The organism is Aeromonas sp. 160P (assembly GCF_055193095.1).
Genome location: NZ_JBUXKV010000001.1, coordinates 1,555,084 through 1,581,113, shown reverse-complemented (window position 1 = coordinate 1,581,113; position 26,030 = coordinate 1,555,084). Strand labels below are relative to the sequence as shown.

Sequence of the window (26,030 nt, the reverse complement as noted above, 5' to 3'; positions counted from 1 at the left end):
CTGATGGGGCCTCTCTTGGCCACTGACAGGGTTCGCCAACGGGAAAATGGTCACTATAAGCTGAATTTATGGGTTTTCCCGAAATGACCCAACTTTAGCTTATACCTCCCCTCTCAAGGCCCATCTGACGGCCAAGCGCCAAATCCAGGCCGCCAGAGGCCATAAAAAGAGCACGCCCGATCGGGCGTGCTCTTTTTCTCAGGCGGTTCACTCCGACCGCTTGCTCCAGCCATTGTCACGCCAGCCGACAGGCGCTGCCGAACCTAGGGCGCTGCCGCCAGCTCGGGTGGCAGGGCGCGCAGGATCTGCCGCTCCGCCAGGGTCGAGAGGATAAACATCACCAGATATCCGAGCCCCTGCGCCACGATAATCGCCACCACGTTGGCGGTGAACTCGGCCACCAGATAGTAAGCGGCGACCAGTGCCACTATGCCCGCCAGCCGGATCAGCAGGCTCTGGGTAAAGTGGCCGTGAGCCTTGATATAGGCGAGCTGATAGCCGTTGAGCATCATAAAAATAAAGAAGATGGAGAAGTGGAACAGCACAGGCACCGCCCCCACGTAGTCGGCGGGGAACAGTAGCAACACCAGCGGCTTGCCCGCCAGCAGCATCAAACCAAAGAAGGCCAGACTGACGATGGCGGAGAGGCGGAAGATCCAACGGCGGATCATTCTGATCTGGCGGTGATCACCATTGCGCAGATTGACCGCCAGCTCCGGCAGCACAAAGCGGTAGATGGGGAAGACGAACAGCAGCGTCATATAGGTGAAGATGGGGCGCACCACCACCTGAAAATCCCCCAGCTCGTCGACGCTGAAGTGGCGGATGGTGAGCAGCACTGTGATGTAAATCATCAGGATGCTGGCCCCCGCCTCTAGCGAGGCGGTAAAGCTCTTCTTCACATAGCTCACCATCTCGGAGCCGAGCGCCACCTTGGCCAGCGGCTTGGTGGCGATGGCCCGGCGGCGCGAAACATACATATAACCGGCGATGACCAGCGACGAGAAGGTCAGCCCGTAGAAGAGCGAGGGGAGCGCATCCATCCCCAGCCCGAAGTAGCAAGCCATAAACAGCAGACCATTGGCCAGCGGCTCCAGCCAGGTGACCCGGTTGGAGAGCTCATACATCCGGTACATGGCCACCAGATTGGTGAAGTAGACCTTGAGCCCCAGCCCGAAGATCACCCCCACCAGTTGCAGATACTCCACCCGGATATGGAGCCCGTGCTTGATATAGGGGATCACCGCCCCCCAGGTGAGCAGCACTATGCCAATCAGGAAGTAGCGGAAGATATTGATGATGTCCCGATCGTTTTTGGTCTGGGAGTAGCTCACCACCATGGAGGAGCGAAAACCTGTCATCAGGATAAAGGAGAGGGAGATGAGATCCACCACGCTGTTGAACAGCGCCAGCTCCCCTTTGGCGACCCACTGCGCCAGCCACACCTTGAAGGCGAAGCCGATAACGATACTGACCAGCGAGGCCCACATCCCGGTGATAAAGGCCTGCTTGAGGCGTGCGAGAGAGGCGTATTGCATAACGACAATGGATAACTTTCAGGGAAAAGAGAGAGGGCCATCTTATGAAAGCCCACCCGCCTTGAACAGCCTTAATCTCGGCGTGCCAACCGCCATAAAGCAAAACGCCCGCTCATTCACTGAAAGCGGGCATTTTGTGGGGTGCCGTTATGGCCGCTGATTGCAGCAATGGCAAGGCTTGCAACCAGTCTGTCGCGCAGCGCTTATGACTGCGGCGCCGCCTTGATCAGCTCCTCGTAGTGATCAATCAGCTCGGGGCCGTGCAGCGGTGAGTCGTGACCGCCGATCACCGTCTTGATCGGCAGCTTCATCGCTTTCAGCCGCTCGATGGTCTGCAGATACTCCTTCACATTGGCAAAGCTCAGGTTGCCCAGCTTCTCCTTGAGGATGCAGTTGCCATAGAGCACCTGCTCGTCGGGGAAGTAGACAAAGATGCCGTCCGGCGTATGGGCCGGGCCCGCGTAGAAGGCGCGCACCTTGCCCTCTTGCAGGGTGAAGTCGCCATCGTGCACCACGTTGGGCAACACCAGCGACAGATCCGGATACTCCGGCAGCCCCTTGCGGGTAAAGGCGACAATCTCGGCCCAGTCGCTCTTCATCAGATCCCGGGTCTGGCGCGTCGCCACCACCTTGGCCCCGATGGACTTCCAGTAGGCGTTACCGCCTGCCCGGTCGGTGTGGTAGTTGGTGTTGATCACCTCCAGCACCGGCTTGCTGCTGACTCTTTTTATCAGCTTGTGCAGCTCGCGGGCAGTATCCGGCGTCCAGGTCGCCCCCACCACAGTCACCCCCTTGGCCCCGAAATAGACCATGGAGTTCTCTTTGACGTAGTAGTTGTCCTCCACCACATAGACAGGGCCGCTCACCTGCTTGAGGGAGATCCCCGCCGCCCGCACGCTGCCGCCCCAGAAACTCGCCATCAGCACCACAGCCCCGGCCAACCCGCACTTCATCCAACCTTTCATCATCTTGCTCCCTCGAACCAACCGCCCCCTCGCCACCCCTGTGGCAAGCCGGGCCTTTTACGCAGTGGGCAGAAGATACGGGGGATTTGTGAGGGGAAAATGAGGTTGTGTGAAGTCTGGGTGAAGTCAGGGGAAAGTCCGGAAAAATCAGCAGCGACATCCTATTCGCGAACGTCCGAATACGCTTCGCTATTCGAACCTGCAACACAGATAGCGGCCCCTCACCCTAACCCTCTCCCAAGGGAGAGGGGATGGCCGTGCCAATTCCAAGCCATTGATATTCACCCGTATCACACAGCCAAAACACAGCCAGCGGAATCCATTCCGCCCCCTTCTCCCACTCTTGATCACAAACAAGGGGAGAAGGACTGGGGATGAGGGGGAGGTAACAATAAGCCCCATCATGTAGGGTCGATTAGCGCAGCGTAATCGTCCGTTTACCGCCGCGCACAGAGTCATGGCAAGACCGGCAGGAAACTCCGGATATCAGCGGCTTCTCGGCCACTACCTGTTCGCGAACGTCCGAATACGCTTCGCTATTCTAACCTACACGTATTGTATGGAGCTGAATCCGAGATAGCAGATCGTTTGGGAAGATTATTGATTGATTTATTGATCTGAGTCGGGTTTATCCTTAAATGTTCTTCCATAGAACTACATCATGGATATGATATCCATTTGATAACGTGTGGTTTGGGTGACACTTTCCCATTTGTTAATGTGAGCATGCCAACAGATTTAATTTTTAGAATACAAGCGAGCGCTGGATGAATTTAGAAAAATTTTCAAAAATTGCGGAGTCTTTACGCCAATACCGACGTGCAGAATTAAAAGACTTTGAAAAGGATATTGGCTCCAAACCAATTGATTCGTTATATGTTGATGCTCTCCCCGGAGACGCAGTATTAAGATCTGTACTTTCTAGCAACACAACTTTCTTACTCGGAAGGAAAGGGACAGGAAAAAGCACTGTTTTTGCCAAAGCACAATCCGAACTACGCTCTAAAAGAGATATAATATCCGTCTACATAGACGTGAAATCACTTTGTGAGATTTTGGATATTAATGAACTTGATAATAATGAGTTATCAAACACTGGTATTTCCATTCTCGCCTATCGCTCCCATCTATTAAGAAAGGCAATGCTTGGTAGAATTATTTCCGAAATGCTTAAGGAAATAAGTAATACATGTGAGCGGCTCACAATATTAGAGCGCTGGAGAGGTGTACATAAACAATATGAGGATCTTATTTCCAGTTTAAATGAAATATCTATTCGTGTAAAAACATCAAAACTAGAACAACATGAAATACCTATACTTCAAAAAATAAGTAGCCAAATAAAGCAACGTAAACATCAAGAAAATTCTCAACAATCACAGCTGTCCGCTAAAGGCTCAGGGAAATTAACACCAGTAAAAGCAGAAGCATGTGCAGAAGCTAGTGGATCTGTAACTGATTTTGATAAAACCTTAGATGATTCTGAAATTTATAATGAATATTCTGATATAGTTTTGAAATCTTTTCCTTTTGGAGAGATTATCGAAGAAATTCAAACACTAATTTCAGAATCAGGGCTCCTCAGATTGGTCGCATTTTTTGATGACTTTTCAGAGTTAAAGTTTGTCGACCAAAGACTTTTTGTTGATGTCGTCTTATCACCATTAAATAATTCAAGTAATGAGGCGGTAAAATTAAAAGTAGCCGGTTATCCCGGCAGGATTTATTATGGAAAAATAGATCCAGGTAAAGCTGACACTATTAGCTTGGATTTTTCAGATCTCTATGAAGCAAGTGAAGTTCAAGAAATGGAGAAATCTGCAACAAGTTATGCAACTCGGTTACTCTCCAAAAGATTCTCAGCTTTTGACGTGGCTCTCGGAGATTATTTTGAATTTAATACTGATAACTCTAAAGATGAAATTATGAAACTTATGTTTCAGGCTTCATTCAACGTACCTAGAATCATGGGACATTTACTTCACACCCTTTATTTAGATCGTGTATCAAAAGGTCTTAAAATAACACAAACATCTATACGACTCGCCTCTAAAAAATACTATGAAAATACGATCGAAAAATATTTCGATCGACTCAACAGATATGCGTTAGAACCTTTTGATAACAAGCTAGACCGACATAACCAACATGAACTATTGAGATGCCTGATTCAAGAGGCAAAAAATGTCCGTCGAAAAATAAGCAGTGGTGACATTGGTGGAAATTATTTCTCCGGGCTGCAAGGCCTCCCGCCAACTAGCCATTTCACTGTAAGCCCTGAATTGGAAGATGTCTTCACTTCATTAGAATCAAATTTTTTCGTCTCTCGATACAAAAAAATGAGAGATAAAAATGGGAACGATGTAATAGCTTATGCCTTATTTTTAGGTCTATGTGAAAGTGAGCGTATGACATGGGGATATCCTGAAGGACGAAACTTTAGACATTATTTCCAGCAACGATGCTTTGAATATACTAGGGCGGTTCATCAATTTCTTTCTAGAAATCAAACGATAAAATGTAATTCATGTGGATGCTGCCATCCAATGGAGCTAAAAGATAGCTTAGCATTATATAAATGGCGATGTCCTGAATGCTCAGATGGAATTTGCTCGATAATAAACCTCTCTGATGATTTTAAAGAAGAAGTCGCTAAATTAGATAGAGAAATAATGCTGGAGCCAATTGAACTAGAAATCGTCAGCACCCTGAATGATGAGCAAAGAAGAATGAGAGCAGGTGAAATCGCTGCTTTAATTGATACGACACATCAATTAGTTGGACGAAGAACAAGTAAGCTACAAGAGTTAGGACTAATAGAGAAAGATCGAGATGACGCTGATGGAAAAATGAAGAGTGAAATTACAGAGCGATGCCGCTCTACTTATTTCTACGATGAGTAAATAGCTTGCTACAATATCAATAAAATATTTTAACAAAAAACCACCTATAATATTGGTGGTTTTTATTTTTTAGAATAGAGCTAAGCCACGATTTAGCCAATCTGTACCGGCTACCAGCAATTAAGGTTAGACCCACTTGTTCGCATCTTTCTTAGGAACAACCATTTAGATTTTGCTCTAATTTTGTCAATTCTAGATCATAGATCTTTACAGCCTGCCTTATACGGTTTGCAGCTATACCAAATTGATCTGATAGCCGACGCCATGCATTGCAATCATGTCCGAAACAATTCTTTGTACCACAATAGATAGCATCATCTTTTATCATGTAGTCATTACATTTTGATGATGAAGAACCATATCCTCTAAGGTGATATCGCCCATTTATAATCTCTACTTTAAAAGGCCATCCTTTTTCTGTAGTTATATTTATCTTAGGTCCACATTTCCTTTTTGGTGTCATTTTATCGCTCCACAATATATTATCAATAGAATTTAAATCTGATATTTATAGAGCCAGCCAACAATAAAAATATCAGTTTAAATCGTTTCTACACTATTTACATATGAGTAGCAATTCAAGTGAGGGGATATTTTTACGCTCTCTCAAGTAACGTAATTATCTCATTTTGTTACTTCTTCACAACATGCTCAATACAGTACAGAGAAGGCTCTTAGATAAATTACACCGGTCTGGATATATATAAAAAAATGATAGTTGAGATAAAACCACCAACACTCCCCAAGCTTGATTGCATTGGTGGTTTTTATTTTATCCTCGGGCGAACCTAAAGGATTTAACTCACAACGATCGTACAGACCCCAACGGCGGCGTGCGCGGCGGCACCATACGCTTGCTGCCGGTGGACTCGAAGGCCGAGGCAAAGCGCAGCAGGTTGTTGTCGTCATAGGCGCGACCGGCGAAGGTCAGGCCCACCGGCATACCGATATCGGCCATGATGCCCATGGGGACGGTGACGGTCGGCACGCCGAGGTGGCGAATGGCGAGGTTGCCGTTGGCAACCCAGATGCCGTTGCTCCAGGCGATATCTGCGGAGGCTGGATTCACATCCGCATCAGCCGGGGCGACGTCGGCGACGGTCGGGAACAGCACGGCATCGAGCTTGAGCCCGTCCATCCAGTCCTCCAGGTCCAGCTTGCGGGTCTGCTCCAGCCCACGCAGGCCGTCCGGCACTGTGGGGATCTCGTCAAAGCGCTTGATGCCGCGCTTGGCCATCTTGACGTACTCGTCCATGCCCGCCGCCAGATCGCCCTCGCGGTTCGGCAAGGTGCCCGGATCGTGGGGGAAGATCTTCGGCCCATCCACATCGGCCAATTGCTTAAGCTTGGGATCGCCATTGGCGCGCAGGAAGTCGTCGAACGCCCAGCCGGAGAGCTCCCACAGCTCGTCGTTGAGAAACTCCGGTGACACGATACCGCGATTGAACACGGTCGGCGCGCCGGGTCGGTCCCCTTCGCAGTTGGAGACCAGCGGGAAGTCCACTTCGATGACTTCGGCGCCAGCGGCTTCCAGCGCCTGACGGGCCTGCTCCCACAGGGCGATCACGGTCTCGCGGGTGTGGATACGCTGACCGGTCGGGCCGCCGATGCCGGGGTTTTCGCTGGTGCCGGCCAGTTCATCCTTGTTGATAAACATGCGCGGCACGCCGAGGCGCTTGCCCTTGAGGGCATCGGCCTTGGCAGCCAGCTCCAGATAGGAAGCCGGACGCACCTCGGAGGCCTTGGGCAGCTGCACCCAGGGCTGCATGCGCCACAGATCGCCACGGGTATCGGCATCGTCGGCCACCACTACGTCGAGCACTTCCAGCAGGTCATTCATGGTGCGGGCGTAGGGCACTACCACATCCATGGTCGGGGTCAGCGGCCAGTTGCCGCGCACCGAAATCACGCCACGGGACGGGGTGTAGGCGCACAGGCCGTTGTTGGATGCAGGGCCACGGCCGCTCGACCAGGTCTCTTCCGCCAGACCGAAGGCGGAGAAGCTGGCGGCGGTGGCAGTACCGGCGCCGTTGGAGGAGCCGGAGGCAAACGGCGCAGTCAGGTAGTCGGCGTTGTAGGGGCTCTCGGCACGGCCATAGACGCCGCGCTGCATGCCGCCATTGGCCATCGGCGGCATATTGGTCTTGCCAAGGCAGATGGCACCGGCGGCGCGCAGGCGTTCAACGGTAAAGGCATCGCGCTGGGCCACCAGATCCTTGAAAGCCGGGCTGCCGGAGGCGGCGGTCAGCCCCTTGACCAGATAGCTGTCTTTGGCGGTGTAGGGGATGCCGTCCAGCGGGCTCAGGGTCTCGCCACGGGCACGGCGGGCATCAGAATCTTGCGCCTCTTTCAGCGCATCGGGATTGGCGACCACCACGGCGTTGAGTTTGGTGGCGGTCTCGGGGCCGTTGTAGGCCTCGATCCGGGCCAGATAGGCCTTGACCAGTTCGACCGCTGTGGTGCGGCCTGATTCGAGCGCGGCACGCAGCTCGGCAATGGAAACCTCGGTGACATCTACCATTTTGGCGATCATGGGGATCTCCTGTAAAAGGGTGACTGTTTGTCATGATGATCGCCGCATCAGCGCCTGCGATCATCACACCATCAAGAGATAAAACCCCACTGCGTGGGGTTTTGAATACCAACCACTGCTGGCGTAAACCGGTTTACGACCCGTCGCGAGAGGCCGGAAGCTCGGTGAAGATCAGCACAGGAACCGGAGCGTATGTGAATACATGAGCCGTTTGTTCCACATAAGCGAGCAGCACATGAGCCTTGATCACGGCCTCGCAGCAGGATCGTCATCCGGTTCTTACTTGCCAGAGGGGATTTGCTGGGTAATGCAGTGGATATTGCCACCGCCCAGCAGGATCTCGCGGGCCGGTACGCCGATGACAGTGTGCTCGGGGAAGATCTCTTCCAGAATGCGCTGGGCTTCGCCATCGGTGGCGGCATCCAGCAGCGGATAGACGATGCGATCGTTGGTGATCAGGAAGTTCACATAGGAACCGGCCAGACGGCCTTCTGCCTCGCGCGGCACACCGCTGCCGCTCTCGACGCCAGCAGACTCTTCCTCGGTGCAGTAGAGCGGGCCCGGCTGGGGCAGCTTCCACACTTTCAGCTTGCGACCCTTGGCATCGACCGCCGCTTCCAGCACCTTGAGGGCGGCCACGGAGCGGGCGTACTGGGGATCGTTCTGGTCATCAGTCCAGTGCAGGGCCACTTCACCCGGACGCACGAAGCAGCACATGTTGTCGATGTGGCCATCGGTTTCGTCCATGTAAACGCCTTCGTCCAGCCAGATAAAGCTGGTGACGCCCAGATAGTCGCGCAAATAAGCTTCGATCTGCGCTTTGCTCAGGTGCGGGTTGCGGTTCTCGTTGAGCAGGCACTCGGCGCTGGTCAGGCAGGTGCCTTCGCCATCGACGTGAATGGAGCCACCTTCCAGAATGAGCGGCGCGTCGTAACGAGCCATGCCGTGCTGGGCCAGCATCTGGGCCGCCACTTCCTCATCCTGATTCCACGGGTAGTAGAGACCGCCCTTGTGGCCGCCCCAGGCGTTGAAGCCCCAATCCACCCCACGGCACTCGCCAGCTGCGTTGGTGACTATGGTGGGGCCGGTATCGCGGGCCCAGCAGTCATCGCTGTTCATTTCGACCAGAGTGACGTGGGCGGGCATGGTGGCACGGGCCTGCTCCATAAACCGGGCTGGCACCCCCATAAAGACCGGGGTCGCACCGCCGATGGCATCGGCTACCTTGGCAAAGGTGGGCTGGGCGAAGCGACCGGCTTCACGCCAGTTGTCAGGGCGAAACGGCCAGATCATCCAGACGGCCTGCTGGTGCGCCCACTCGGCGGGCATGGTGAAGCCGTCAGCGGCCGGTGTGGTGTTCATGGTCTTGATGCTCATCGCAAGGCTCCTTGCATGGATTGCGGCCCCCATTTACGCCCAAAATGGCGCGGAAACCCTGAAAAATAACAGTGGGTCGCAGTGTAAGAAGTTGCGCCCCTATCCATCAAATGAATAGGATGGATTGTCCCATAAACACGGCGAATAATCCCCCAATGAAACTGCACCAGCTCGACCTCAATCTGCTGCTCGCCTTTGACGCCCTGATGACCCAAGGGAGCGTCACCCGCGCCGCCGAAACGCTCTTTATCAGCCAGCCCGCCATGAGCCACTCGCTCAACCGACTGCGCACTTTTATCGGCGACCCGCTGCTGGTGCGCACCCCGCAGGGGATGCTGCCGACCCCGCGCGCCCAGCGGCTGCATCTCGGGGTGCAGCAGGCGCTGCGGCTGCTGGAGCAGCAACTCAGCGAAGAGGAGGAGTTTGAGCCGAGCCAGTCGAAACGGCGTTTCGTGCTCTGCACCACAGATTACGTGGAGTGCGTGCTGATCCCGCCGCTTATTCAGCGGCTCAGACGGCTGGCGCCGGGGGTCACCATCGAGATCCGCATCCTGCGCGACACCCTGCCGGAAGCCGAGCTGGCGAGCGGCGAGATCGATCTGGTGCTGGGGTTTGATGAGTACATGCAGGTGCCGGGGTATCTCGGCAAGGAGACCTGGCTCACCGAGCCGCTGGCCGGGCTGGTGCGCGCCGATCTGCCCATTGCCAAATCGGCCCCCGCTGGCGCCGAGGATGACCCCTCCCAATGGCAGGAGCGCATCACCTTGCAGCAGCTGATCGCCATGCCCCATGTGTTCCACTCGCCGCTCGGCACCTCGGAGGCGAGTCTCGACCGCTATCTGAAGAGTCAGGGCTTTAGCCGCACCATCTCGGTCAACAGCCAGAGTTATATGTCCGCCGCCGCCATCGTCAGCCAGAGCGATCACCTGCTGGTATTGCCCAGCATGGTGGCCGAACTGCTCGCCACCCACTGGCCGCTGAAAAGCCTGCCGCTGCCCGAAGATGTGCCGGATTATCACCTCAACTGCGTCTGGCACCCCGTTCACGCGCAACAACCCGCACTGGTGTGGCTGAAAGATTTGATGAAAGAGCTGGTGGGGCCGAGGTAAGACCGCTGCGTCTGGCACCCAAGGTTGATGGAGAAGCCCGGCAAGGGCTGAGACCAGAAACAACAGTGGCTCCCGAGGGAGCCACTGTTGTTTCTGCTGTATCGCGTTACGCCCGCAGGGCCCGCATCAGCTGGGCGACTACGTCGTCGAGCAGGGGACGGTCGGGGCGGCACTGGGCGAAGGTGACCAGCCCTTGCAGGTTGATCAGCAGCAAGGCGGTGAGGGTGCGGATATTACTATCCGGGGCCAGTTCACCCTTTGCCTGCGCCTGCGTCAGCAACTCGGCCAGATCCTGCTCCAGCTCGCCATAGATGACCTTGACCCGCTGGGTCAGCTCTTCATCCTGCTCGCTCAGCTCCATCATGGTACGGGTCACCAGACATGAGCCGCAGAGCGCCTCCCCTACAATCCGGTCGAGATAGGCAGCAAGGCCCGCCAGCGGGCTCGGGTTGTCGAGCAGTGAGCGGCGCAGGGTGCGTTTACCCTCCACATAGTGATCCACCGCCGCCAGCAGCAGGCCGCGCTTGTTGCCGAAAGCGCCGTAGATGCTGCCCGGATGCAGGCCGGTGGCGGCCACCAGCTCCTGCATGGTGGTCTTGGCGTATCCCTTGGCGCGAAACGCTTCCATGGCATTTCGCAGCACCTCGTCCCGATCAAACTCGGCTATGCGCATGGTTCCTCCCGTGGGAAATGGTTCACCGGCAAGGGGCAACAAGGCCCGCCGATTAAAGAGTGGCTGGAAAGGGCGGCAAGTTTACCCCAGCCGCCCGCTCGGGCCAACCTTCTTGAACGTGCATTCAAAAAAAGCTTGCACCCGACGCAAAAAACGTCTTGAATGCACGTTCAAGAATAACCCATTCAGGACAACCTATCATGAATACCCTGTTTCAGCCGTATCGCCTTAATGACACTCTGACCCTGGCCAACCGCTTCATGATGGCCCCGCTCACCCGCTGCATGGCAGGCCCTGGTCTGGTGCCGACCGAGCAGATGGCTGCCTATTACGGCCGCCGCGCCGACATCGGCCTGATTGTCTCCGAGGCCGTCATCATTCGCCCCGATGCGCAGGGCTATCCCAATACCCCGGGTCTGTTCACCCAGGCACAGATCGATGGCTGGAAGAAGGTAACCAGCGCCGTGCACGCCAAGGGCGGCAAGATCTTCGCCCAGCTGTGGCACGTCGGTCGCCTCTCTCACCCCTTCTTCCATCAGGGTGAAGTGCTGGCCCCCTCTGCCGTGGCCCATGAGGGCACCATGCCGCGCATGCGCGAGCTGACCTATCTGGTGCCGCGCGCCCTGACCGAAGCCGACATCGTCCAGCTGGTAGAGGATTACGCGACTGCCGGTGCCAACGCCATCGAGGCCGGTTTTGACGGGGTGGAGATCCACGGGGCCAACGGCTACCTGATCGACCAGTTCCTGCACCACTCAACCAACCTGCGCAGCGACAACTACGGCGGCAGCCCGGAAAAGATGAGCCGTTTCGCGCTGGAAGTGGTCGATGCCATCAGCGCCCGCATCGGCGGTGATCGGGTTGGCCTGCGCCTCTCCCCCGGCGCCTATGTCCATCTGGCGGGCAGCCCGGAAGATCGCGCCGTGTTCGACCATCTGCTGGCCAAGCTCAACGATCGCCCGCTGGCCTATATCCACCTCGGCATCTTCGATGACAACCTCACCTTCGATTATCTGGGTGGCCGCGCCTCCGACTATCTGCGCGCCAACTACAAGGGCAATCTGGTCGGAGTGGGCAACTACGACGCCGAGCGCGCCGCCGTGGCCATCGAGGCCAACCGCTTCGATCTGGTGGCCATCGGTCGTCCGCTTATCGCCAACCCGGACTACCTCACCAAGGTGAAGAAGGGCGAAGCGCTGGTGCCCTACGCCGACACCATGCTGGCTGAGCTGGTATAATCGCGCAGCCATCGCCAGACGACAGGCAATAAAAAACGAGGGGAGCTGTTGCTCCCCTCGTGCTATCTACTTGTTCTACCGTTCAGCCATTTTTTGCCATCACGGCAACCTGCTCAGGTGCGAAATCAGGTGCGAAACAAGGCCTCAATGGAGAGCCCCTGGCTCAGCAGGATCTCCCGCAGACGGCGCAGCCCCTCGACCTGGATCTGGCGCACCCGCTCACGGGTCAGGCCAATCTCGGCCCCCACATCCTCAAGGGTGGCAGGTTCATAGCCCAGCAGGCCGAAACGGCGAGCCAGCACTTCACGCTGCTTGGGATTCAGCTCTTCCAGCCAGTGCACTATGCTGGCGCGCATGTCGTCATCCTGGGATTCCAGTTCAGGCCCCATGCCACGCTCGTCGGAGATAACATCCAGCAGCGCCTTGTCGCGATCGCCGCCGATGGGAGTATCCACCGAGGTGATCTTCTCGTTGAGCTTGAGCATGCGGTTCACGTCGGCAACCGAACGATCCAGTGCAAAGGCAATATCCTCGGCTGTGGGTTCGTGATCGAGACGATGGGAGAGCTCGCGCGCGGTGCGCAGGTAAACGTTTAACTCCTTGACCACATGAATGGGCAAGCGAATGGTGCGGGTCTGGTTCATGATGGCCCGCTCTATGGTCTGGCGGATCCACCAGGTGGCATAGGTGGAGAAACGGAAGCCGCGCTCGGGGTCGAACTTTTCGACCGCACGGATAAGACCGAGGTTGCCCTCTTCGATAAGATCCAGCAGCACCAGGCCGCGGTTGTTGTAGCGACGGGCGATTTTCACCACCAGACGCAGGTTGGACTCGATCATGCGCTTGCGGGCTGCTTTGTCACCCCGCAAGGCACGACGGGCGTAGTAGACTTCCTCTTCGGCAGTAAGCAGCGGGGAGAAACCTATCTCCCCCAGATAGAGTTGCGTGGCATCCATCACCTTGTTCAGTTCCGGTGCCAGCAACTCATCGGAGATCGTCTCTTCTGCCTCGGCAGTGACCTCCTGCAACCCTTCTGCTTCTACCTCATCGTCATCCTCATGGGAATGAGACTCAGCGTCAAACTCTAACTCTGCATCCTGCATTACCAGTTGTTCTTGGCTCATGGTGTGTCTCCCTGACGTTACCAGAGTAAGACTCGACCTCTGGGGTTAACGCTTTGGCAAATAGCTCATCGGATTGATCGACTTGCCCCGGTACCGGATCTCGAAATGCAATCGCACATCCGGCGCGTCCGTGCTACCCATGTTGGCAATCACCGAGCCCCCCTTGACGCTATCCCCTTCCTTCACCCGCAACTCATCGTTGTGAGCGTAGGCGGAGAGATAGTCATCATCATGCTTGAGGATGATCAGCTTGCCGTACCCCCTTAAAGCGCTACCGGCGTATACCACCTTGCCGCTGCTGGCCGCGTAGACGGGTTGCCCCTTCTGGCCTGCTATGTCGATCCCCTTGTTACCCTGTTCTGCAACAGAGAAACCCTCGACGATCCGGCCTTTTGCAGGCCAGTGCCAAACAAGTTTCGACTGGGAGTTGCTTGTTTTTTGTTCTTTGACCTGAGCGTATTCTTTCGGTGCTGCCGGAGCAACGGATTTCTGCGAAATGAATGGCGTGGTCTGACCTGACCCACTTGGCTCAGCCAGCGGACGTGGCCCACTGCTCTGCTGGCTCACTGCTACCGGCGTCACAGTTACCGGACGAGTCGCCGCGACCATCTGGGTCGAACCACCACCAGCAGACTGGACGTTAAGCACCTGACCCGGCTGCAACGCATAGGGGGCACTCAAGTTGTTGCTCTGTGCCAGTGTTTGCGGCGCCATACCAAACTGGCGGCCGATACTGCTCAGGGTATCGCCCCGACGAACCTCATAGGTGCTGGCACTTCTGCTGGATGTGGTTACAGAGCTGGATGAATCAAACCGCAGCCGCTGACCCGGATAGATGTTATAGGGGGGGCTGATGTTGTTGAGACTGGCCAGCGAGGGGACATCGCTACCGGAATTGAAGGCAATGGAGTAAAGGGTATCCCCTTTCTTGACCACATAGCCGCCACCCTGAATGGGGGCTCCCCCTTGAACTCCACCCTGGCGAGCCGGGATGGTCGAGACGAACTGATCATCACCGACACCGTCCACTGGAGCTGCCGTTTTACTGGAAGCGCAGGCAAGCAACAGCCATGACAACACCACAACACAGCTTCCTTGCCAAATAGGCGAACGCATAATGGATCCTTAACGACTAAACCAGAAATAGGCCACAACGGCCAGACCAATACAGAGCCAACCGAGCACATCTACATAGTGCATCAGTTTGCGTTCCATCTTTTCACCACCCCAACGCATCAGGCCCGCAACCAGAAAGAAACGCATGCCACGACCGATGAGGGAGGTGATGATGAAGGGCAGCAGAGCCATTTGCAACAACCCTGCCGTCACGGTAAACACCTTGTAAGGAATGGGGGTGAAGCTGGCAATGAAGATGACCCAGATACCCCACTGTTCAAACCAGTGGCGGGCGATCTCGATCTTGCTCTGATAGCCAACCGATGCCACCAGCGGTTCTACCACCGGATCCCAAAGGGCGTAACCCAGGGCATAGCCGAACAGGGCACCCAGCACCGAGAATAAGGTCGCCAATCCGGCGTAATGCCACGCCTTGTTCGGCTTGGCGAGCGCCATCGGCGCCAGCATCACATCCACCGGGATCGGCCAGAACACCGACTCGATAAAGGCGATAATAGAGAGATACCAGGGGGCATACTTGTGGCGCGCCCACTGCATTACCAATACATACAAACGGGAAAACAACTTCACTCAACATCTCCGTCGATCAGGGGAACAAAACGGACCGGCTCCAGAATACGACTGGTCAACTGGGAGCCGGACCGTTCAATCAATTGCAAGGTTTGCTGGCTGTCACCTACCGGCAATACCAGTCGGCCACCCTCAGCCAGCTGGTCGGTCAGCGCGGTCGGAATTTCACTCGCCGCAGCCGTCACCAAAATGGCGTCATAAGGTCCCTTGTTGGCCCACCCCAGCCAGCCGTTGCCGTGCTTGGCCGAGACATTGTGCAGATCGAGCTGGCGCAATCGGCGTCTGGCCAAAAATTGCAACGACTTGATCCGCTCCACGGTATAAACATGCTCCACCAGATGGGCGAGAATGGCCGTCTGGTAACCGGAGCCAGTGCCGATCTCCAGCACATGGGCCGGATTATTTTGCATCAGCAACTCGGTCATTCGCGCCACCATATAGGGCTGCGAAATGGTCTGACCGTGGCCAATGGGCAGCGCCGTGTTGTCCCACGCCTTGTGCGCCATGGCTTCATCCACAAACAGCTGGCGCGGCACTTTCGCAATCGTCGCCAGCACGCGAAAATCACGAATATCCTGCGCAATAAGCTGATTTAACAGGCGCTGTACTATCACACCACCCTCATCCCTGCAGATCTAACCAGGCTCCCAGACCGGCGAGACTGTCATAGGCAGTCATATCGATGGTCAGGGGAGTAATCGAGACATAACCCTGCTCGATGGCAGCAAAGTCGGTACCTTCTCCAGCATCCTGCTGGTTGCCTGGCGGGCCAATCCAGTAGATCGGCTGGCCACGGGGATCCTCGGTGCGGATCACCGACTCCGCCCGGTGGCGATTGCCAAGGCGGGTGGTCTTGATCCCCTTGATCTGCGCGAGGGGCAAGTCCGGCACGTTGACGTTGAGGATCTGATCGGCAGGCAGCGGGTGCTTCATCAGCCCCTTCACCAGCAGGGCCGCATAGTGGGCCGCCGTGGCGAAGTGAGTCTTGCCCACCAGCGAAATGGCGATGGAGGGGTAGCCAAGATGGCGCCCCTCAGTGGCCGCTGCGACCGTCCCCGAGTAGATGACATCATCCCCCAGATTGGCGCCGTGATTGATGCCAGCCACCACCATGTCCGGCTCCGGGCGCACCAGCTCGTTGACCGCCAGATGAACGCAGTCGGTCGGCGTGCCCTTCACCGCATAGTAACCGCTTTCGTTGAGGCGGGTGACCCGCAGCGGTACTTCCAGCGTCAGGGAGTGACTCGCGCCGCTGCGGTTGCGATCCGGCGCCACCACAATGACCTCACCACAGGCGCGCAGCGCCTCGCTGAGGGCAGCAATGCCCTCGGCATGTACACCATCATCATTACTGACCAGAATTCGCATCGGTCTGATTCCTGAAACCATGATCGGCCTCTTCGGCCAGCATTAACTCGCGCACCACGCTGGTGGCAAACGCGCCTGCCGGCAGGAAGAAGGAGAGGGTCAGCGCCTCGCCATCCAGCTGCCAGCTCATCTGCTCCGGCTTGAGCAGCAACGGGCGGCGATCCTGATCCAGCCCGGCTTTCTCCAGCCCATCACACCATTCGGCATACGGGGCCAACACAGCCTGTTCAAACTCGGCAGCGGCGCCCTGGCTGGCCAGACGGCCACGGCCCCACTGGGGTGCGGTGAGCTGTACGTCGCCGGAGGCGAGGCGGGCCGCCAGCTCAGGGGTGACGCTCTCTTCGCTGAAGATGGAGTGGCTGCCCTTGAGCATCACGCAATCACCGGCCAGCAGCTGATGGGCCAGCCCCTGCTCGATGCGGGCGCTGACAATGGCGTTGAACAGCATGCTGCGGGCGGCAGAGAGGTAGAGGGAGCGCTTGTTGCGATCCTTGATCCGCTTGCCAGCGAACATCGCCTTGGCCGCTTCCAGATTGTTGCCATCGCGGCCAAACCGCTGCTCACCATAATAATTGGGGACGCCCTCAGTGGCGATGGCCTGCAGGCGATCTTCCAGCGCCTCGGCCTGGCTGACACCGGTCAAGCGCAGGGTGAAGTGGTTGCCCTTGAGGTAACCCACCCGCAGCTTCTTGTTGTGGCGCTTGGCTTGCAGGATCTTGATACTGGCACTCTCGATGACCGACAAGTCCGGTTCAGCCTTGCCCGGCAGGTGAATGCCGAACCACTGCTCGGTGACCGCGTGGCGATCCTTGAGGCCCGCCCAGCTCACCGCATTGCGGTTGACCCCGGCCGCATCGGCCAGCAGACCTGCCACCCAGGCAGTGTTCTCGCCGGTTTTGCGCACCCGGACGAAGATATGCTCCCCTTCCCCGCAGGGCTCGAAACCAAGATCTTCATTCACTACGAAATCGGCTGCCTCAGCCTTGAGGATACCGCGGGCAGTGGGTGCCCCGTGCAGATAGGCAAGTTGTTCCAGCATTATTGTTTCACCAGTAGGACGACGGCTTCGGTGGCGATCCCTTCCTTGCGCCCCGTAAACCCAAGCTGTTCGGTGGTGGTCGCCTTGACGTTCACCCGATTCAAATCACATTGCAGATCAGCGGCCAGCACGGCGCACATGGCGTCGATATGGGGAGCCATTTTGGGAGCCTGAGCGATGATGGTGACATCCAGATTGCCGATGGCATAACCCGCCTTCTGTACCCGGGCAAACACGTCCCGCAGCAGGATACGGCTGTCGATCCCCTTGAACTCGGCGGCAGTATCGGGGAAGTGGCGACCGATGTCACCGGCACCGATGGCCCCCAGCAGGGCATCGCTTACCGCGTGCAGCACCACGTCACCGTCGGAGTGGGCAATCAATCCCTGTTCGTAGGGAACCGGCACCCCGCCCAGCATGCAGGGGCCTTCCCCGCCAAACTTGTGGACATCAAAACCATGACCAATACGCATCATACCTGGCATCCTCCACACATGCAGGGAAGGCCCCCGTCACACTGGTGCACCTCAATACCCTGTCCAATCCGGACCATGTCAGCTCCTTTAGTCACTGCGCTTGCAAAAATGGCTTATGCCTGCTGGCTTAGAAACAACCCCGCCAAAGAGAGATCCTCCGGCCGGGTCACTTTGATATTGTCGGCGCGCCCCTCCACCATCCGCACGGTGAATCCGGCGCGCTCCATGGCGGACGCCTCATCGGTGATGGTGGCCCCCAGCAGCAATCCCTCTTCCAGCGCCCGTTGCAGGGTGCGGGTCGGGAACATCTGCGGCGTCAGGGCATGCCAGAGCTGCTCGCGCTCGACGGTGGCGATGATATTGCCCTCGCCATCTGAGCGCTTCATGGTATCGCGCACCCGACTGCCAAGAATGGCGCCACCGCAGCCCATGGCTGCGGCAATCAGCGCATCGAGATCGCCGTGGGTCAGGCAGGGGCGAGCCGCATCGTGCACCAGCACCCACTCCCCTTGCGCCACATGAAGACCATTGAGGACAGAAAAGGCGCGCTCGGCGCCTCCCTCTACCCGCACAATGCGCGGGTCAGCCGCCACGGGCAGGGCCTCGAACCAGCGGTCATGGGGCGCCAGCGCCACTATCACCTGTGTGATGGCGGGGTGAGAGAGCAACCGCGCCAGGGTATGTTCGAGAATGGTTTTACCCGCCAGTGGCAGGTACTGCTTGGGGCAATCGGCCCCCATTCGGCTACCGATGCCGGCGGCAGGGACGATAGCCGTCAGGCCGGATACCCGGCTGGCATCAGTCATCGTAGGGCTCATCGTCCGGCGCTGTCTCTTTGTCTTTCTCTTTGGGGATGATCCGGTAGAAGGTCTCCCCCTGCTTGATGTAACCCAGATCGTTGCGCGACAGCTCCTCGATGGCCGCAAGGCCAGAGGTGAGATCATCTATCTCGCGGTAGATGAGGTCGTTACGATCCTTGAGAGTCTGGTTGTCCCGCTGTTGCTGCGAGATGGCCTCCGACAGGTTCTGATAATCGGATAGCCCGTTCTTCCCCAGCCAGAAGTCATATTGCAGTCCCCCCAGCAGGAGGATCAGGATCAGGGTGAATAGCCGCATGCACTAGGTCTCCTTCAGGCGGCCTAGTGTCCCATATTCGGTGGCAAGACAAAAGAAAGCCAGCACCCCTGAGCCACCGGCCGAACAGAAAAAAGTGCCCAAGAGTGAATCAGATAGCACAAAGCCCCGCCAAACCGGTACAAGGATGGCCAACCAGGGCACACCTCATCCGGGGCGGGGCTCTTTATCAGAGCGGGATTAACCAGTTCAGTTGACCGCGACCGGCTCTCCCACGCTCTCGGCAGGGGTATTAAACTCCTCCTCTGCCTCGCGGAAACGCTCCAGCATCGCTTTTGATGGCGCTTCGCTCAGCAGACTGCCCACCACGATAGCCAGCAGCGCAAACAGGAAGCCCGGGATGATTTCATACAGCCCCAGCCAGCCGAACTGCTTCCAGACGATGACGGTGATGGCACCGACCAGCATACCTGCCAGTGCGCCGTTGCGGGTCATTCGCGGCCACAGCACCGAGAGCAGCACCACGGGGCCGAAGGCGGCACCGAAACCGGCCCAGGCGTAGCTCACCAACCCCAGCACCCGGTTCTCCGGATTCATGGCGACGGCGATGGCAATCACCGAGATCAGCAGCACCATCAGGCGCCCCACCCACACCAGCTCACGCTGGGAGGCATTCTTGCGCAGGAACGGCTTGTAGAGATCCTCGGTGATGGCGCTGGAGCAGACCAGCAACTGGCAGCTCAGGGTACTCATCACCGCCGCCAGAATGGCGGAGAGCAGCACACCGGCGATCCAGGGGTTGAACAGGATTTTGGAGAGCTCGATAAAGACCCGCTCCGGGTTGCCGGTCACTCCAGCCGCCACTTCCGGGAAGCGGGCAAAATAGGCTAGCCCGAAGAAGCCGATGGCCACCGCGCCTGCGAGGCAGAACACCATCCAGGTCATGCTGATACGGCGGGCATTGGCCATGGAGTGGTGGGAATCCGCCGCCATGAAACGGGCCAGAATGTGGGGCTGACCGAAGTAACCAAGGCCCCAGGCCATCAGCGAGACAATGGCGATCACATCCAGATTCTTGAACATGTCGAGGTTGGTGGCGCTCTTGGCGGCCACCTCGATCATGGCGCTGTCCACCCCGCCGACTGCGATGATGACGAAGACCGGGGTCAGGATCAGGGCGAAGATCATCAGGGTCGCCTGTACCGTATCGGTCCAGCTCACCGCGAGGAAGCCGCCGAAGAAGGTGTAGGTGATAGTGGCGGCGGCACCGACCCAGAGGGCGGTGTTGTAATCCATGCCGAAGGTGCTCTCGAACAGGCGGGCACCGGCCACCACGCCGGAGGCGCAATAGATGGTGAAGAACAGCAGGATCACCAGCGCCGAGAGGATCCGCAGCACCTTGCTGTGATCTTCAAAACGGTAGGTGAAGTAGTCCGGCAGGGTCAGGGCGTTGCGGTTCTTCTCGGTATGTACCCGCAGGCGGCCCGCCACCCAGCGCCAGTTGAGGTAGGCGCCGATGACCAGACCGATGGCGATCCAGCTCTCGGAGATGCCGCTGACGAAGACGGCGCCGGGCAGGCCCATCAGCAGCCAGCCGCTCATGTCGGAGGCACCGGCAGAGAGGGCGGTGACCCAGCTCCCCATCCGGCGGCCGCCAAGAATGTAGTCATCAAAGTTGCGGGTGGCGCGATAGGCGACGAAGCCGATCAACACCATTCCGAGGATATACACCAGGAAGGTGATTAACATGGGTGTGCTAGCTGTCATGCAAAACTCCGTTTTGTGTCAATTTCTGCCCGCTCTGGTGACGGGCTCATCCCTAAAAAACCGGCCTAGCTTAATCAGCCGTTCGCGCCAGCTCAACCATTTTTAACAAACACAAAACACAATAAAAACCTTTGCGCATCAAATCATCTGCCGCATCAAGAGGATGGCGCCAGATTTTCTGCCGTGGCAGTGGTGGCCATATCGCCGCGTCAGCGGCTATTGAGCGTTATATTTTCACATTTTGTTACTCTCCAGCTTTTTACATCTCTCTCGTCCGCTCCTACACTCGCCGCCTTGTTTACGCCATTCCAGCCAGAGGTCGGCACCATGTCATCTCATCTGTCACACCTGCGAACCCTCGCCCGCCGCCTTCATCCGGTGGAAGAATCAGGTCACCTCATCAGACGGGCCAAGTATGTGGGGCGTCTCTGGCTCAATTCCGGCACCCGCGCCCTCTATCGCCAGCAACAGGAGCAGCCGCTGCTGGCACAGGCGATCAGCCGCTTCCCCGATATTCTGGAAAAGCCGATCCACCCCTATCGCCACAAGGGGCTAAGCAAGCGCCTGCGCGCCGGGCTTATCAGCGATCACTACCAGCAACTGGCCCGCCAACTGCCCAAAGCGCAACAACTGGCAATCTACAGCGGGCGCGGCCTGCTGCTGGCCCAGTGGCAGAGCGACAAGCTGACAGCACCGCTGATCCTGCAACTGGATTACCAAACCCACATGGGTAAAGAGGGGGAGATGAGCCTGACCCTCAAGCTGGGTGACGCGGCGCTCTATTACATGGCCCTCAATCTGTGCCCCGCACCGACCCCGACCCTCGAGATCTGCTCGTTGCAGGGCGGCAAGGGGCTGGGCGAGGAGATCAAGCAGGTCACCAAGGCCTGCGGCGGGCTGCGCCCCATGTCCCTGCTGGTCTATATGGCCGCCGAGCTGGCCCGGGGGTTAGGTTGCAAGAGTCTGCTCGGGATCCGCACCCAGAGCCACATCTACCAGAGCAGCAAGCGCACCGCCGATCGGGTCAAGTTTGATCTCGACGGCTTGTGGCAGGAGCATCAGGGCTGCGTGCAGGATGAACTCTGGCTGAGCCTGCCGCTGGAGGTGCCCCGCAAGACGCTGGAGGAGATCCCCTCCCGCAAGCGGGCCAGCTACAAGGGGCGCTATCAGCTGCTCGATCAGCTCGGCAGCGAGCTGCAGGCAAATCTGCTGCCAAGCTGAGTCAGGCCAGCAGAAACAAAAAGGGCGAACAGCATGCTGTTCGCCCTTTTTCATGACGGGGATCGGCCTTAGCGGTTGATCGCCATCGGCATGCCGTTGCGCTGCTCCAGCGCCTGTTTCACCAGCTGGGAGTCGCTGTCGGCGTGAGCAATGAAGCGAGTTACCGCCGGGGTCATCGGCAGCGGCGCCGGCAGCTTGGAGTTGAACTCCTCCTCGCTGCGCGAAAGCGGCTGGTGCACTTCCAGATAACGGTGACCATCCTGTTCCACAGAGGCCTTGATCGGCTGGTTGACGAACTGAACGCGAGTGCCGACCGGTACCTGCTGGAACAGGTAGGCGATGTCGTCGTTACGCAGACGCACGCAACCGTGGCTCACCCGCAGGCCGATGCCGAAGTTGGCGTTGGTGCCGTGGATGGCGTACATCTTGCCGATATAGAGCGCGAACAGCCCCATGGGGTTGTCAGGACCCGCCGGCCAGACCGCAGGCAGACTCTTGCCATTGGCGGCATATTCGGCATGCATCTTGGCGGTCGGGGTCCAGGTCGGGCCCGCCTTCTTGCGCTGCACGCTGGTCACCCAGTTCTCCGGGGTGTCGGTGCCGAGCTGGCCGATGCCGATGGGCAGCACTTCCACCACTTTTTTACCCTTGGGGTAGTAGTAGAGGCGCATCTCGGCCACGTTGAGCACCAACCCTTCCCGCGGCGCATCCGGCAGGATCAGCTGCTGGGGGATCACCAGCTTCTGACCAGCCTGCACCAGCAGAGGATCCGCATCGGGGTTGGCTTCGGTCATGTTGGTGAGCCCCAACTGGAATTTGGCCGCAATGGCCTCCAGCGGCTGGCCGTTCTCTTCGGCCGTCACCACGTATTGCAGATTTTCACCCACCAGACGGCTGTTGGCCGCCGGCAGAACATATTCAACAGCGAAAACCGGCGCAGCGGTCAGCAGCAGGCTGTAGCAGAGTGTTGCCACACTATTGCGAAGGATCTTCATAACTTTCCCATGATGGTGACTTGAAGTGACATCTCAGGGCTAACGGCTGATCAGCGGAGGATCAGGGGCGCGAAGAGAAGGCCGCCATTTTTCTCCTCTGCACGGCAAATTTCAACCGACAAGTAGCGATGGGTCGATGATTAATATATGGATTTTTCCGCATCCTCGACCCGCCCGGTTTCCTTGCTTATCCCCGTTGCCAGCCACGCATGTCGTAACCTGTAGGAGATTGATGCAACCGCAGATGAAATTGCTCAATGACGGCAAAGATATGGTCAAAAATATCGGCCTGGATCCCTTCGTAATCGGCCCATGCGGTGGTCGCGGTAAAGCAGTAAATTTCCAGCGGCAGGCCGTCGGAAGTGGGCGCCAGCTGGCGCACCATCAGGGTCATCTCCTTGCGAATGCCGGTGTGGGCACGCAGGTAGGCATCCAGATAGGCGCGCAGGGTACCTAGGTTGGTGAGGTGACGACCATTGATGGGGCAGCTCAAGGCATCGCTCAGTTGCTGGTTGTAAGCACTCAGCTCTTGCTCCTTGCGGCTCAGATAGGGCGCCAGCAGTTGCGCCTGCTTGAGCTGCAACTGCTCATCGGCAGTCAGAAAGCGCACGCTGGTCATGTCGAGATTGACGCTGCGCTTGATGCGGCGGCCGCCCGATTCGGTCATCCCCTGCCAGTTCTTGAAAGAATCCGAGATCAGCGCATAGGTGGGAATGGTGGTGATGGTCTTGTCCCAGTTCGACACCTTGACCGTGGTGAGGCCGATGTCGGTCACCTCGCCATCGGCGCCGTACTTATCCATCTGCAGCCAGTTGCCGACACTCAGCATCCGGTTGGCGGAGAGCTGGATCCCCGCCACCAGCCCGAGAATGGGGTCCTTGAACACCAACATCAGCACCGCGGTCATGGCACCCAGACCGCTGAACAGGAACAACGGCGACTTGCCGAGCAGCAGGGCGATCATCAGGATGCCCACTAGAATGCTGCCTACCAGCTTGGCCCCCTGGAAGATGCCGCGCAGGGGTAAATCACGGCCTAGCCGGGTATAGCGGCTCACCGACAATACACAGTCAAGCAGGGCGAAGAAGGCCAGCAACAGGAACAGCAGGATCCAAAACTGCGCCACCATCTCGATCAGCTTGAGGCTATCTGAGCTGCGCGGCAGCCAGATCTCCGCCTGACCAAGCAGCACGGCCCCCTGTAGCACGAAGGCGAGCCGGTTGAAGAGGCGCTGTTGCAGCTCGGGCGGCAGCCACACCTGCTTGGCCTTGCCGAGGAGCCCCACCAGCCGCACCAGCAACACCCGGTGCAGCACCATGTGCAGCAGCAACGAGGTGATGACGATAAAACCCAGCGCGATCACCAGCGCCATCAGGTTGGTCACTTCCACCCCGAGGCCCGACAACCAGTTAAAAAACGCCTCTTTCATTGCTCTCTCCCGAACCTGGCAGCCGCTGGCTGCAAAAACAGTGGGGTCAGGGTACCGCTCCCCTCCCCCAAGTCAAATCGGCGAACGCCAGAAACGACAACGCCCGGCACAGGCCGGGCGTTGTTTCAAAGCGAGGCTGACTTAGCAGACCAGGCTCAGGGCATCGCGGGCGATGACCAGTTCTTCGTTGGTCGGGATCACCAGGGCGCAACGGCTGTCGGCGGTGGTGATGCGACCTTCGCCACCCAGTACCGCGGCGTTGTTGGCCTCTTGGTCCACCTTGAAGCCGAACAGGGCCAGACGAGCCAGCACCATCTCGCGCACCATGGCGGCGTTCTCACCGATACCGCCGGTGAACACCAGGGCATCCAGACGACCATCCATGGCGGCAGCATAGGCACCGACATACTTGGCAACACGGTAGGTGAACACATCCAGCGCACGCTTGGCACCGGCATCGGTGGCGTAGTTGCTGGTGACATAGCGGCAGTCACTGCTCGCTTCAGTCAGACCCAACAGACCGGATTCGCGGGTCAGGACATGGTTAATCTCGTCCACGCTGTAACCGAGCTGGTCGTGCATGAAGAACACCACAGCAGGATCGATATCGCCACTGCGGGTACCCATCGCCAGCCCTTCCAGCGGAGTCAGACCCATGGAGGTGTCAACAGACTCGCCGTTCTTGATGGCGCAAACAGAGGCACCGTTGCCCAGGTGGCAGTTGATGATGTTCAGTTCATGCAACGGCTTGCCCAGCTCCTTGGCCACTTCTTCCGCGATATAGCGGTGGGAAGTGCCGTGGGCGCCGTAACGACGAATGCCGTGTTCACGATAAAGCTTGTGCGGCAGCGCGTAGAGGTAAGCCTCTTGCGGCAGGGTCTGGTGGAAGGCGGTGTCGAATACGGCCACGTTCTTCTCGGACAGCTGCGGGAACACCTTCAGCGCGGCACGAATGCCGATGAGGTGGGCCGGGTTGTGCAGCGGGGCGAACGGAATGGCGGCTTCGATACCGGCGATCACGCCGTCATCAATACGCACGGAGCGGGAGAACTGCTCGCCACCGTGCACGATGCGGTGACCGATGGCCACCAGCTGCTCGGTAAGAGTCGGATCCTGCGGCAGGATGTGACCCACGATATGGTCGAGGGCGGCCTGGTGAGCGGCACCCGCTCCCAGCATGGCTTCGCCCTTGACCCCGTGGAGTTTCCATTTGATACGTGCATCATCCAGATTGAAGCATTCGGCCAGGCCGGACAGCATGTCCTCACCTGTTTCGGCGTCCATTACGGCAAATTTCAGGGAAGAGCTACCGCAGTTAAGGATCAATACCAACTTGCTCATGTTCTACATCTTCCTGTGCTTCGGCTTTATGCCGACAGTGTCGTGTCATCCAAAAGAGGATGGGATTCCCCTGCCGGGGGCTTATGGTCGCAGGAGGGTGTGCGCCCAATTTTTAAATTCTTGCTGTTGAAAGAGTCGTAACGCATCAAGAGT

Annotated in this window: 22 protein-coding genes; 4 read left to right on the top strand and 18 right to left on the bottom strand. The window is 57.6% G+C overall.

Annotation, left to right across the window (positions count from 1 at the left end; all coding sequences use genetic code 11):
- Positions 1–263 precede the first annotated feature (263 nt).
- On the bottom strand, positions 264–1,538 hold the full coding sequence (locus tag ACY8FN_RS07515) for an MATE family efflux transporter (RefSeq protein ID WP_463099632.1): 1,275 nt from the start codon (positions 1,536–1,538) through the stop codon (positions 264–266).
- A 203-nt stretch (positions 1,539–1,741) separates the two neighbouring features.
- Entirely contained in the window at positions 1,742–2,506 is a 765-nt protein-coding gene (cphA, locus tag ACY8FN_RS07510; RefSeq protein WP_463099631.1) for a CphA family subclass B2 metallo-beta-lactamase, read from the bottom strand.
- 764 nt (positions 2,507–3,270) lie between these two features.
- Between cphA and ACY8FN_RS07505 the strand changes: the two genes are divergently transcribed.
- The gene (locus ACY8FN_RS07505; RefSeq protein WP_463099630.1) at positions 3,271–5,406 is read left to right on the top strand and encodes a hypothetical protein; all 2,136 of its coding nucleotides are present in this window, start codon (positions 3,271–3,273) and stop codon (positions 5,404–5,406) included.
- Between the two features lie 802 nt (positions 5,407–6,208).
- Here ACY8FN_RS07505 and ACY8FN_RS07500 read toward each other — a convergent pair.
- Complete coding sequence (locus ACY8FN_RS07500; protein WP_463101140.1) at positions 6,209–7,927, bottom strand: amidase; 1,719 nt, start codon at positions 7,925–7,927, stop codon at positions 6,209–6,211.
- A gap of 291 nt (positions 7,928–8,218) precedes the next feature.
- Positions 8,219–9,316, bottom strand: coding sequence for an agmatine deiminase (aguA, locus tag ACY8FN_RS07495; protein WP_463099629.1), 1,098 nt, complete (start codon positions 9,314–9,316; stop codon positions 8,219–8,221).
- A gap of 155 nt (positions 9,317–9,471) precedes the next feature.
- Here aguA and ACY8FN_RS07490 point away from each other — a divergent pair, with 155 nt between their 5' ends.
- A complete protein-coding gene (locus tag ACY8FN_RS07490; protein ID WP_463099628.1) occupies positions 9,472–10,425 on the top strand; it encodes a LysR family transcriptional regulator in 954 nt (317 codons plus the stop codon).
- A 106-nt stretch (positions 10,426–10,531) separates the two neighbouring features.
- Here ACY8FN_RS07490 and ACY8FN_RS07485 read toward each other — a convergent pair whose 3' ends face one another.
- The gene (locus tag ACY8FN_RS07485; protein ID WP_068977724.1) at positions 10,532–11,098 is read right to left on the bottom strand and encodes a TetR/AcrR family transcriptional regulator; all 567 of its coding nucleotides are present in this window, start codon (positions 11,096–11,098) and stop codon (positions 10,532–10,534) included.
- 200 nt (positions 11,099–11,298) lie between these two features.
- On the opposite strand from ACY8FN_RS07485, the gene ACY8FN_RS07480 reads away from it, so the two are divergent.
- A complete protein-coding gene (locus ACY8FN_RS07480) occupies positions 11,299–12,336 on the top strand; it encodes an alkene reductase (RefSeq protein ID WP_463099627.1) in 1,038 nt (345 codons plus the stop codon).
- 125 nt (positions 12,337–12,461) lie between these two features.
- Here the strand turns inward: ACY8FN_RS07480 and rpoS are convergent, their stop codons facing one another.
- The 10 genes from rpoS to putP form a co-directional block, all read right to left on the bottom strand.
- Positions 12,462–13,460 (bottom strand): RNA polymerase sigma factor RpoS, encoded by a 999-nt coding sequence (rpoS, locus tag ACY8FN_RS07475; protein ID WP_042021453.1) that lies wholly within the window; start codon positions 13,458–13,460, stop codon positions 12,462–12,464.
- 45 nt (positions 13,461–13,505) lie between these two features.
- The gene (locus tag ACY8FN_RS07470; RefSeq protein WP_101348118.1) at positions 13,506–14,576 is read right to left on the bottom strand and encodes a peptidoglycan DD-metalloendopeptidase family protein; all 1,071 of its coding nucleotides are present in this window, start codon (positions 14,574–14,576) and stop codon (positions 13,506–13,508) included.
- Between the two features lie 9 nt (positions 14,577–14,585).
- A complete protein-coding gene (locus ACY8FN_RS07465) occupies positions 14,586–15,167 on the bottom strand; it encodes a YqaA family protein (protein ID WP_162515476.1) in 582 nt (193 codons plus the stop codon).
- A complete protein-coding gene (locus tag ACY8FN_RS07460) occupies positions 15,164–15,781 on the bottom strand; it encodes a protein-L-isoaspartate(D-aspartate) O-methyltransferase (RefSeq protein ID WP_101319502.1) in 618 nt (205 codons plus the stop codon). The genes ACY8FN_RS07465 and ACY8FN_RS07460 overlap by 4 nt, the downstream gene beginning before the upstream one ends.
- A 7-nt stretch (positions 15,782–15,788) precedes the next feature.
- The gene (gene surE, locus ACY8FN_RS07455) at positions 15,789–16,535 is read right to left on the bottom strand and encodes a 5'/3'-nucleotidase SurE (RefSeq protein ID WP_463099626.1); all 747 of its coding nucleotides are present in this window, start codon (positions 16,533–16,535) and stop codon (positions 15,789–15,791) included.
- Positions 16,516–17,574 (bottom strand): tRNA pseudouridine(13) synthase TruD, encoded by a 1,059-nt coding sequence (gene truD, locus ACY8FN_RS07450; protein WP_101319506.1) that lies wholly within the window; start codon positions 17,572–17,574, stop codon positions 16,516–16,518. Before truD ends, surE begins: the two co-directional genes overlap by 20 nt.
- Positions 17,574–18,050 (bottom strand): 2-C-methyl-D-erythritol 2,4-cyclodiphosphate synthase, encoded by a 477-nt coding sequence (gene ispF, locus ACY8FN_RS07445; protein WP_101325746.1) that lies wholly within the window; start codon positions 18,048–18,050, stop codon positions 17,574–17,576. The genes truD and ispF overlap by 1 nt, the downstream gene beginning before the upstream one ends.
- A 113-nt stretch (positions 18,051–18,163) precedes the next feature.
- Complete coding sequence (gene ispD, locus ACY8FN_RS07440) at positions 18,164–18,856, bottom strand: 2-C-methyl-D-erythritol 4-phosphate cytidylyltransferase (protein ID WP_463099625.1); 693 nt, start codon at positions 18,854–18,856, stop codon at positions 18,164–18,166.
- A complete protein-coding gene (ftsB, locus tag ACY8FN_RS07435) occupies positions 18,849–19,166 on the bottom strand; it encodes a cell division protein FtsB (RefSeq protein ID WP_463099624.1) in 318 nt (105 codons plus the stop codon). Before ftsB ends, ispD begins: the two co-directional genes overlap by 8 nt.
- Positions 19,167–19,373: 207 nt before the next feature.
- On the bottom strand, positions 19,374–20,891 hold the full coding sequence (putP, locus tag ACY8FN_RS07430; protein WP_042021438.1) for a sodium/proline symporter PutP: 1,518 nt from the start codon (positions 20,889–20,891) through the stop codon (positions 19,374–19,376).
- 327 nt (positions 20,892–21,218) lie between these two features.
- Here putP and ACY8FN_RS07425 point away from each other — a divergent pair, with 327 nt between their 5' ends.
- Positions 21,219–22,112 (top strand): VirK/YbjX family protein, encoded by an 894-nt coding sequence (locus ACY8FN_RS07425; RefSeq protein ID WP_463099623.1) that lies wholly within the window; start codon positions 21,219–21,221, stop codon positions 22,110–22,112.
- A 68-nt stretch (positions 22,113–22,180) separates the two neighbouring features.
- Here ACY8FN_RS07425 and ACY8FN_RS07420 read toward each other — a convergent pair whose 3' ends face one another.
- The 3 genes from ACY8FN_RS07420 to ACY8FN_RS07410 all read right to left on the bottom strand — a co-directional run bounded on the left by ACY8FN_RS07420 (position 22,181) and on the right by ACY8FN_RS07410 (position 25,877).
- On the bottom strand, positions 22,181–23,107 hold the full coding sequence (locus ACY8FN_RS07420; protein WP_101319518.1) for a L,D-transpeptidase family protein: 927 nt from the start codon (positions 23,105–23,107) through the stop codon (positions 22,181–22,183).
- Between the two features lie 187 nt (positions 23,108–23,294).
- Complete coding sequence (locus ACY8FN_RS07415) at positions 23,295–24,536, bottom strand: mechanosensitive ion channel family protein (RefSeq protein ID WP_463099622.1); 1,242 nt, start codon at positions 24,534–24,536, stop codon at positions 23,295–23,297.
- Between the two features lie 141 nt (positions 24,537–24,677).
- Positions 24,678–25,877 carry an acetate kinase gene (locus ACY8FN_RS07410; RefSeq protein WP_101325750.1) on the bottom strand — a complete coding sequence of 400 codons (1,200 nt, stop codon included), beginning with the start codon at positions 25,875–25,877 and terminating at the stop codon, positions 24,678–24,680.
- Positions 25,878–26,030 lie beyond the last annotated feature (153 nt).

Bases quoted from the DNA above. Each gene is read 5' to 3' on its own strand.
- ACY8FN_RS07515 (WP_463099632.1), bottom strand. From the start codon at position 1,538: ATGCAATACGCCTCTCTCGCACGCCTCAAGCAGGCCTTTATCACCGGG.
- cphA (WP_463099631.1), bottom strand. From the start codon at position 2,506: ATGATGAAAGGTTGGATGAAGTGCGGGTTGGCCGGGGCTGTGGTGCTG.
- ACY8FN_RS07505 (WP_463099630.1), top strand. From the start codon at position 3,271: ATGAATTTAGAAAAATTTTCAAAAATTGCGGAGTCTTTACGCCAATAC.
- ACY8FN_RS07500 (WP_463101140.1), bottom strand. From the start codon at position 7,927: ATGGTAGATGTCACCGAGGTTTCCATTGCCGAGCTGCGTGCCGCGCTC.
- aguA (WP_463099629.1), bottom strand. From the start codon at position 9,316: ATGAGCATCAAGACCATGAACACCACACCGGCCGCTGACGGCTTCACC.
- ACY8FN_RS07490 (WP_463099628.1), top strand. From the start codon at position 9,472: ATGAAACTGCACCAGCTCGACCTCAATCTGCTGCTCGCCTTTGACGCC.
- ACY8FN_RS07485 (WP_068977724.1), bottom strand. From the start codon at position 11,098: ATGCGCATAGCCGAGTTTGATCGGGACGAGGTGCTGCGAAATGCCATG.
- ACY8FN_RS07480 (WP_463099627.1), top strand. From the start codon at position 11,299: ATGAATACCCTGTTTCAGCCGTATCGCCTTAATGACACTCTGACCCTG.
- rpoS (WP_042021453.1), bottom strand. From the start codon at position 13,460: ATGAGCCAAGAACAACTGGTAATGCAGGATGCAGAGTTAGAGTTTGAC.
- ACY8FN_RS07470 (WP_101348118.1), bottom strand. From the start codon at position 14,576: ATGCGTTCGCCTATTTGGCAAGGAAGCTGTGTTGTGGTGTTGTCATGG.
- surE (WP_463099626.1), bottom strand. From the start codon at position 16,535: ATGCGAATTCTGGTCAGTAATGATGATGGTGTACATGCCGAGGGCATT.
- truD (WP_101319506.1), bottom strand. From the start codon at position 17,574: ATGCTGGAACAACTTGCCTATCTGCACGGGGCACCCACTGCCCGCGGT.
- ispF (WP_101325746.1), bottom strand. From the start codon at position 18,050: ATGATGCGTATTGGTCATGGTTTTGATGTCCACAAGTTTGGCGGGGAA.
- ispD (WP_463099625.1), bottom strand. From the start codon at position 18,856: ATGACTGATGCCAGCCGGGTATCCGGCCTGACGGCTATCGTCCCTGCC.
- ftsB (WP_463099624.1), bottom strand. From the start codon at position 19,166: ATGCGGCTATTCACCCTGATCCTGATCCTCCTGCTGGGGGGACTGCAA.
- putP (WP_042021438.1), bottom strand. From the start codon at position 20,891: ATGACAGCTAGCACACCCATGTTAATCACCTTCCTGGTGTATATCCTC.
- ACY8FN_RS07425 (WP_463099623.1), top strand. From the start codon at position 21,219: ATGTCATCTCATCTGTCACACCTGCGAACCCTCGCCCGCCGCCTTCAT.
- ACY8FN_RS07420 (WP_101319518.1), bottom strand. From the start codon at position 23,107: ATGAAGATCCTTCGCAATAGTGTGGCAACACTCTGCTACAGCCTGCTG.
- ACY8FN_RS07415 (WP_463099622.1), bottom strand. From the start codon at position 24,536: ATGAAAGAGGCGTTTTTTAACTGGTTGTCGGGCCTCGGGGTGGAAGTG.
- ACY8FN_RS07410 (WP_101325750.1), bottom strand. From the start codon at position 25,877: ATGAGCAAGTTGGTATTGATCCTTAACTGCGGTAGCTCTTCCCTGAAA.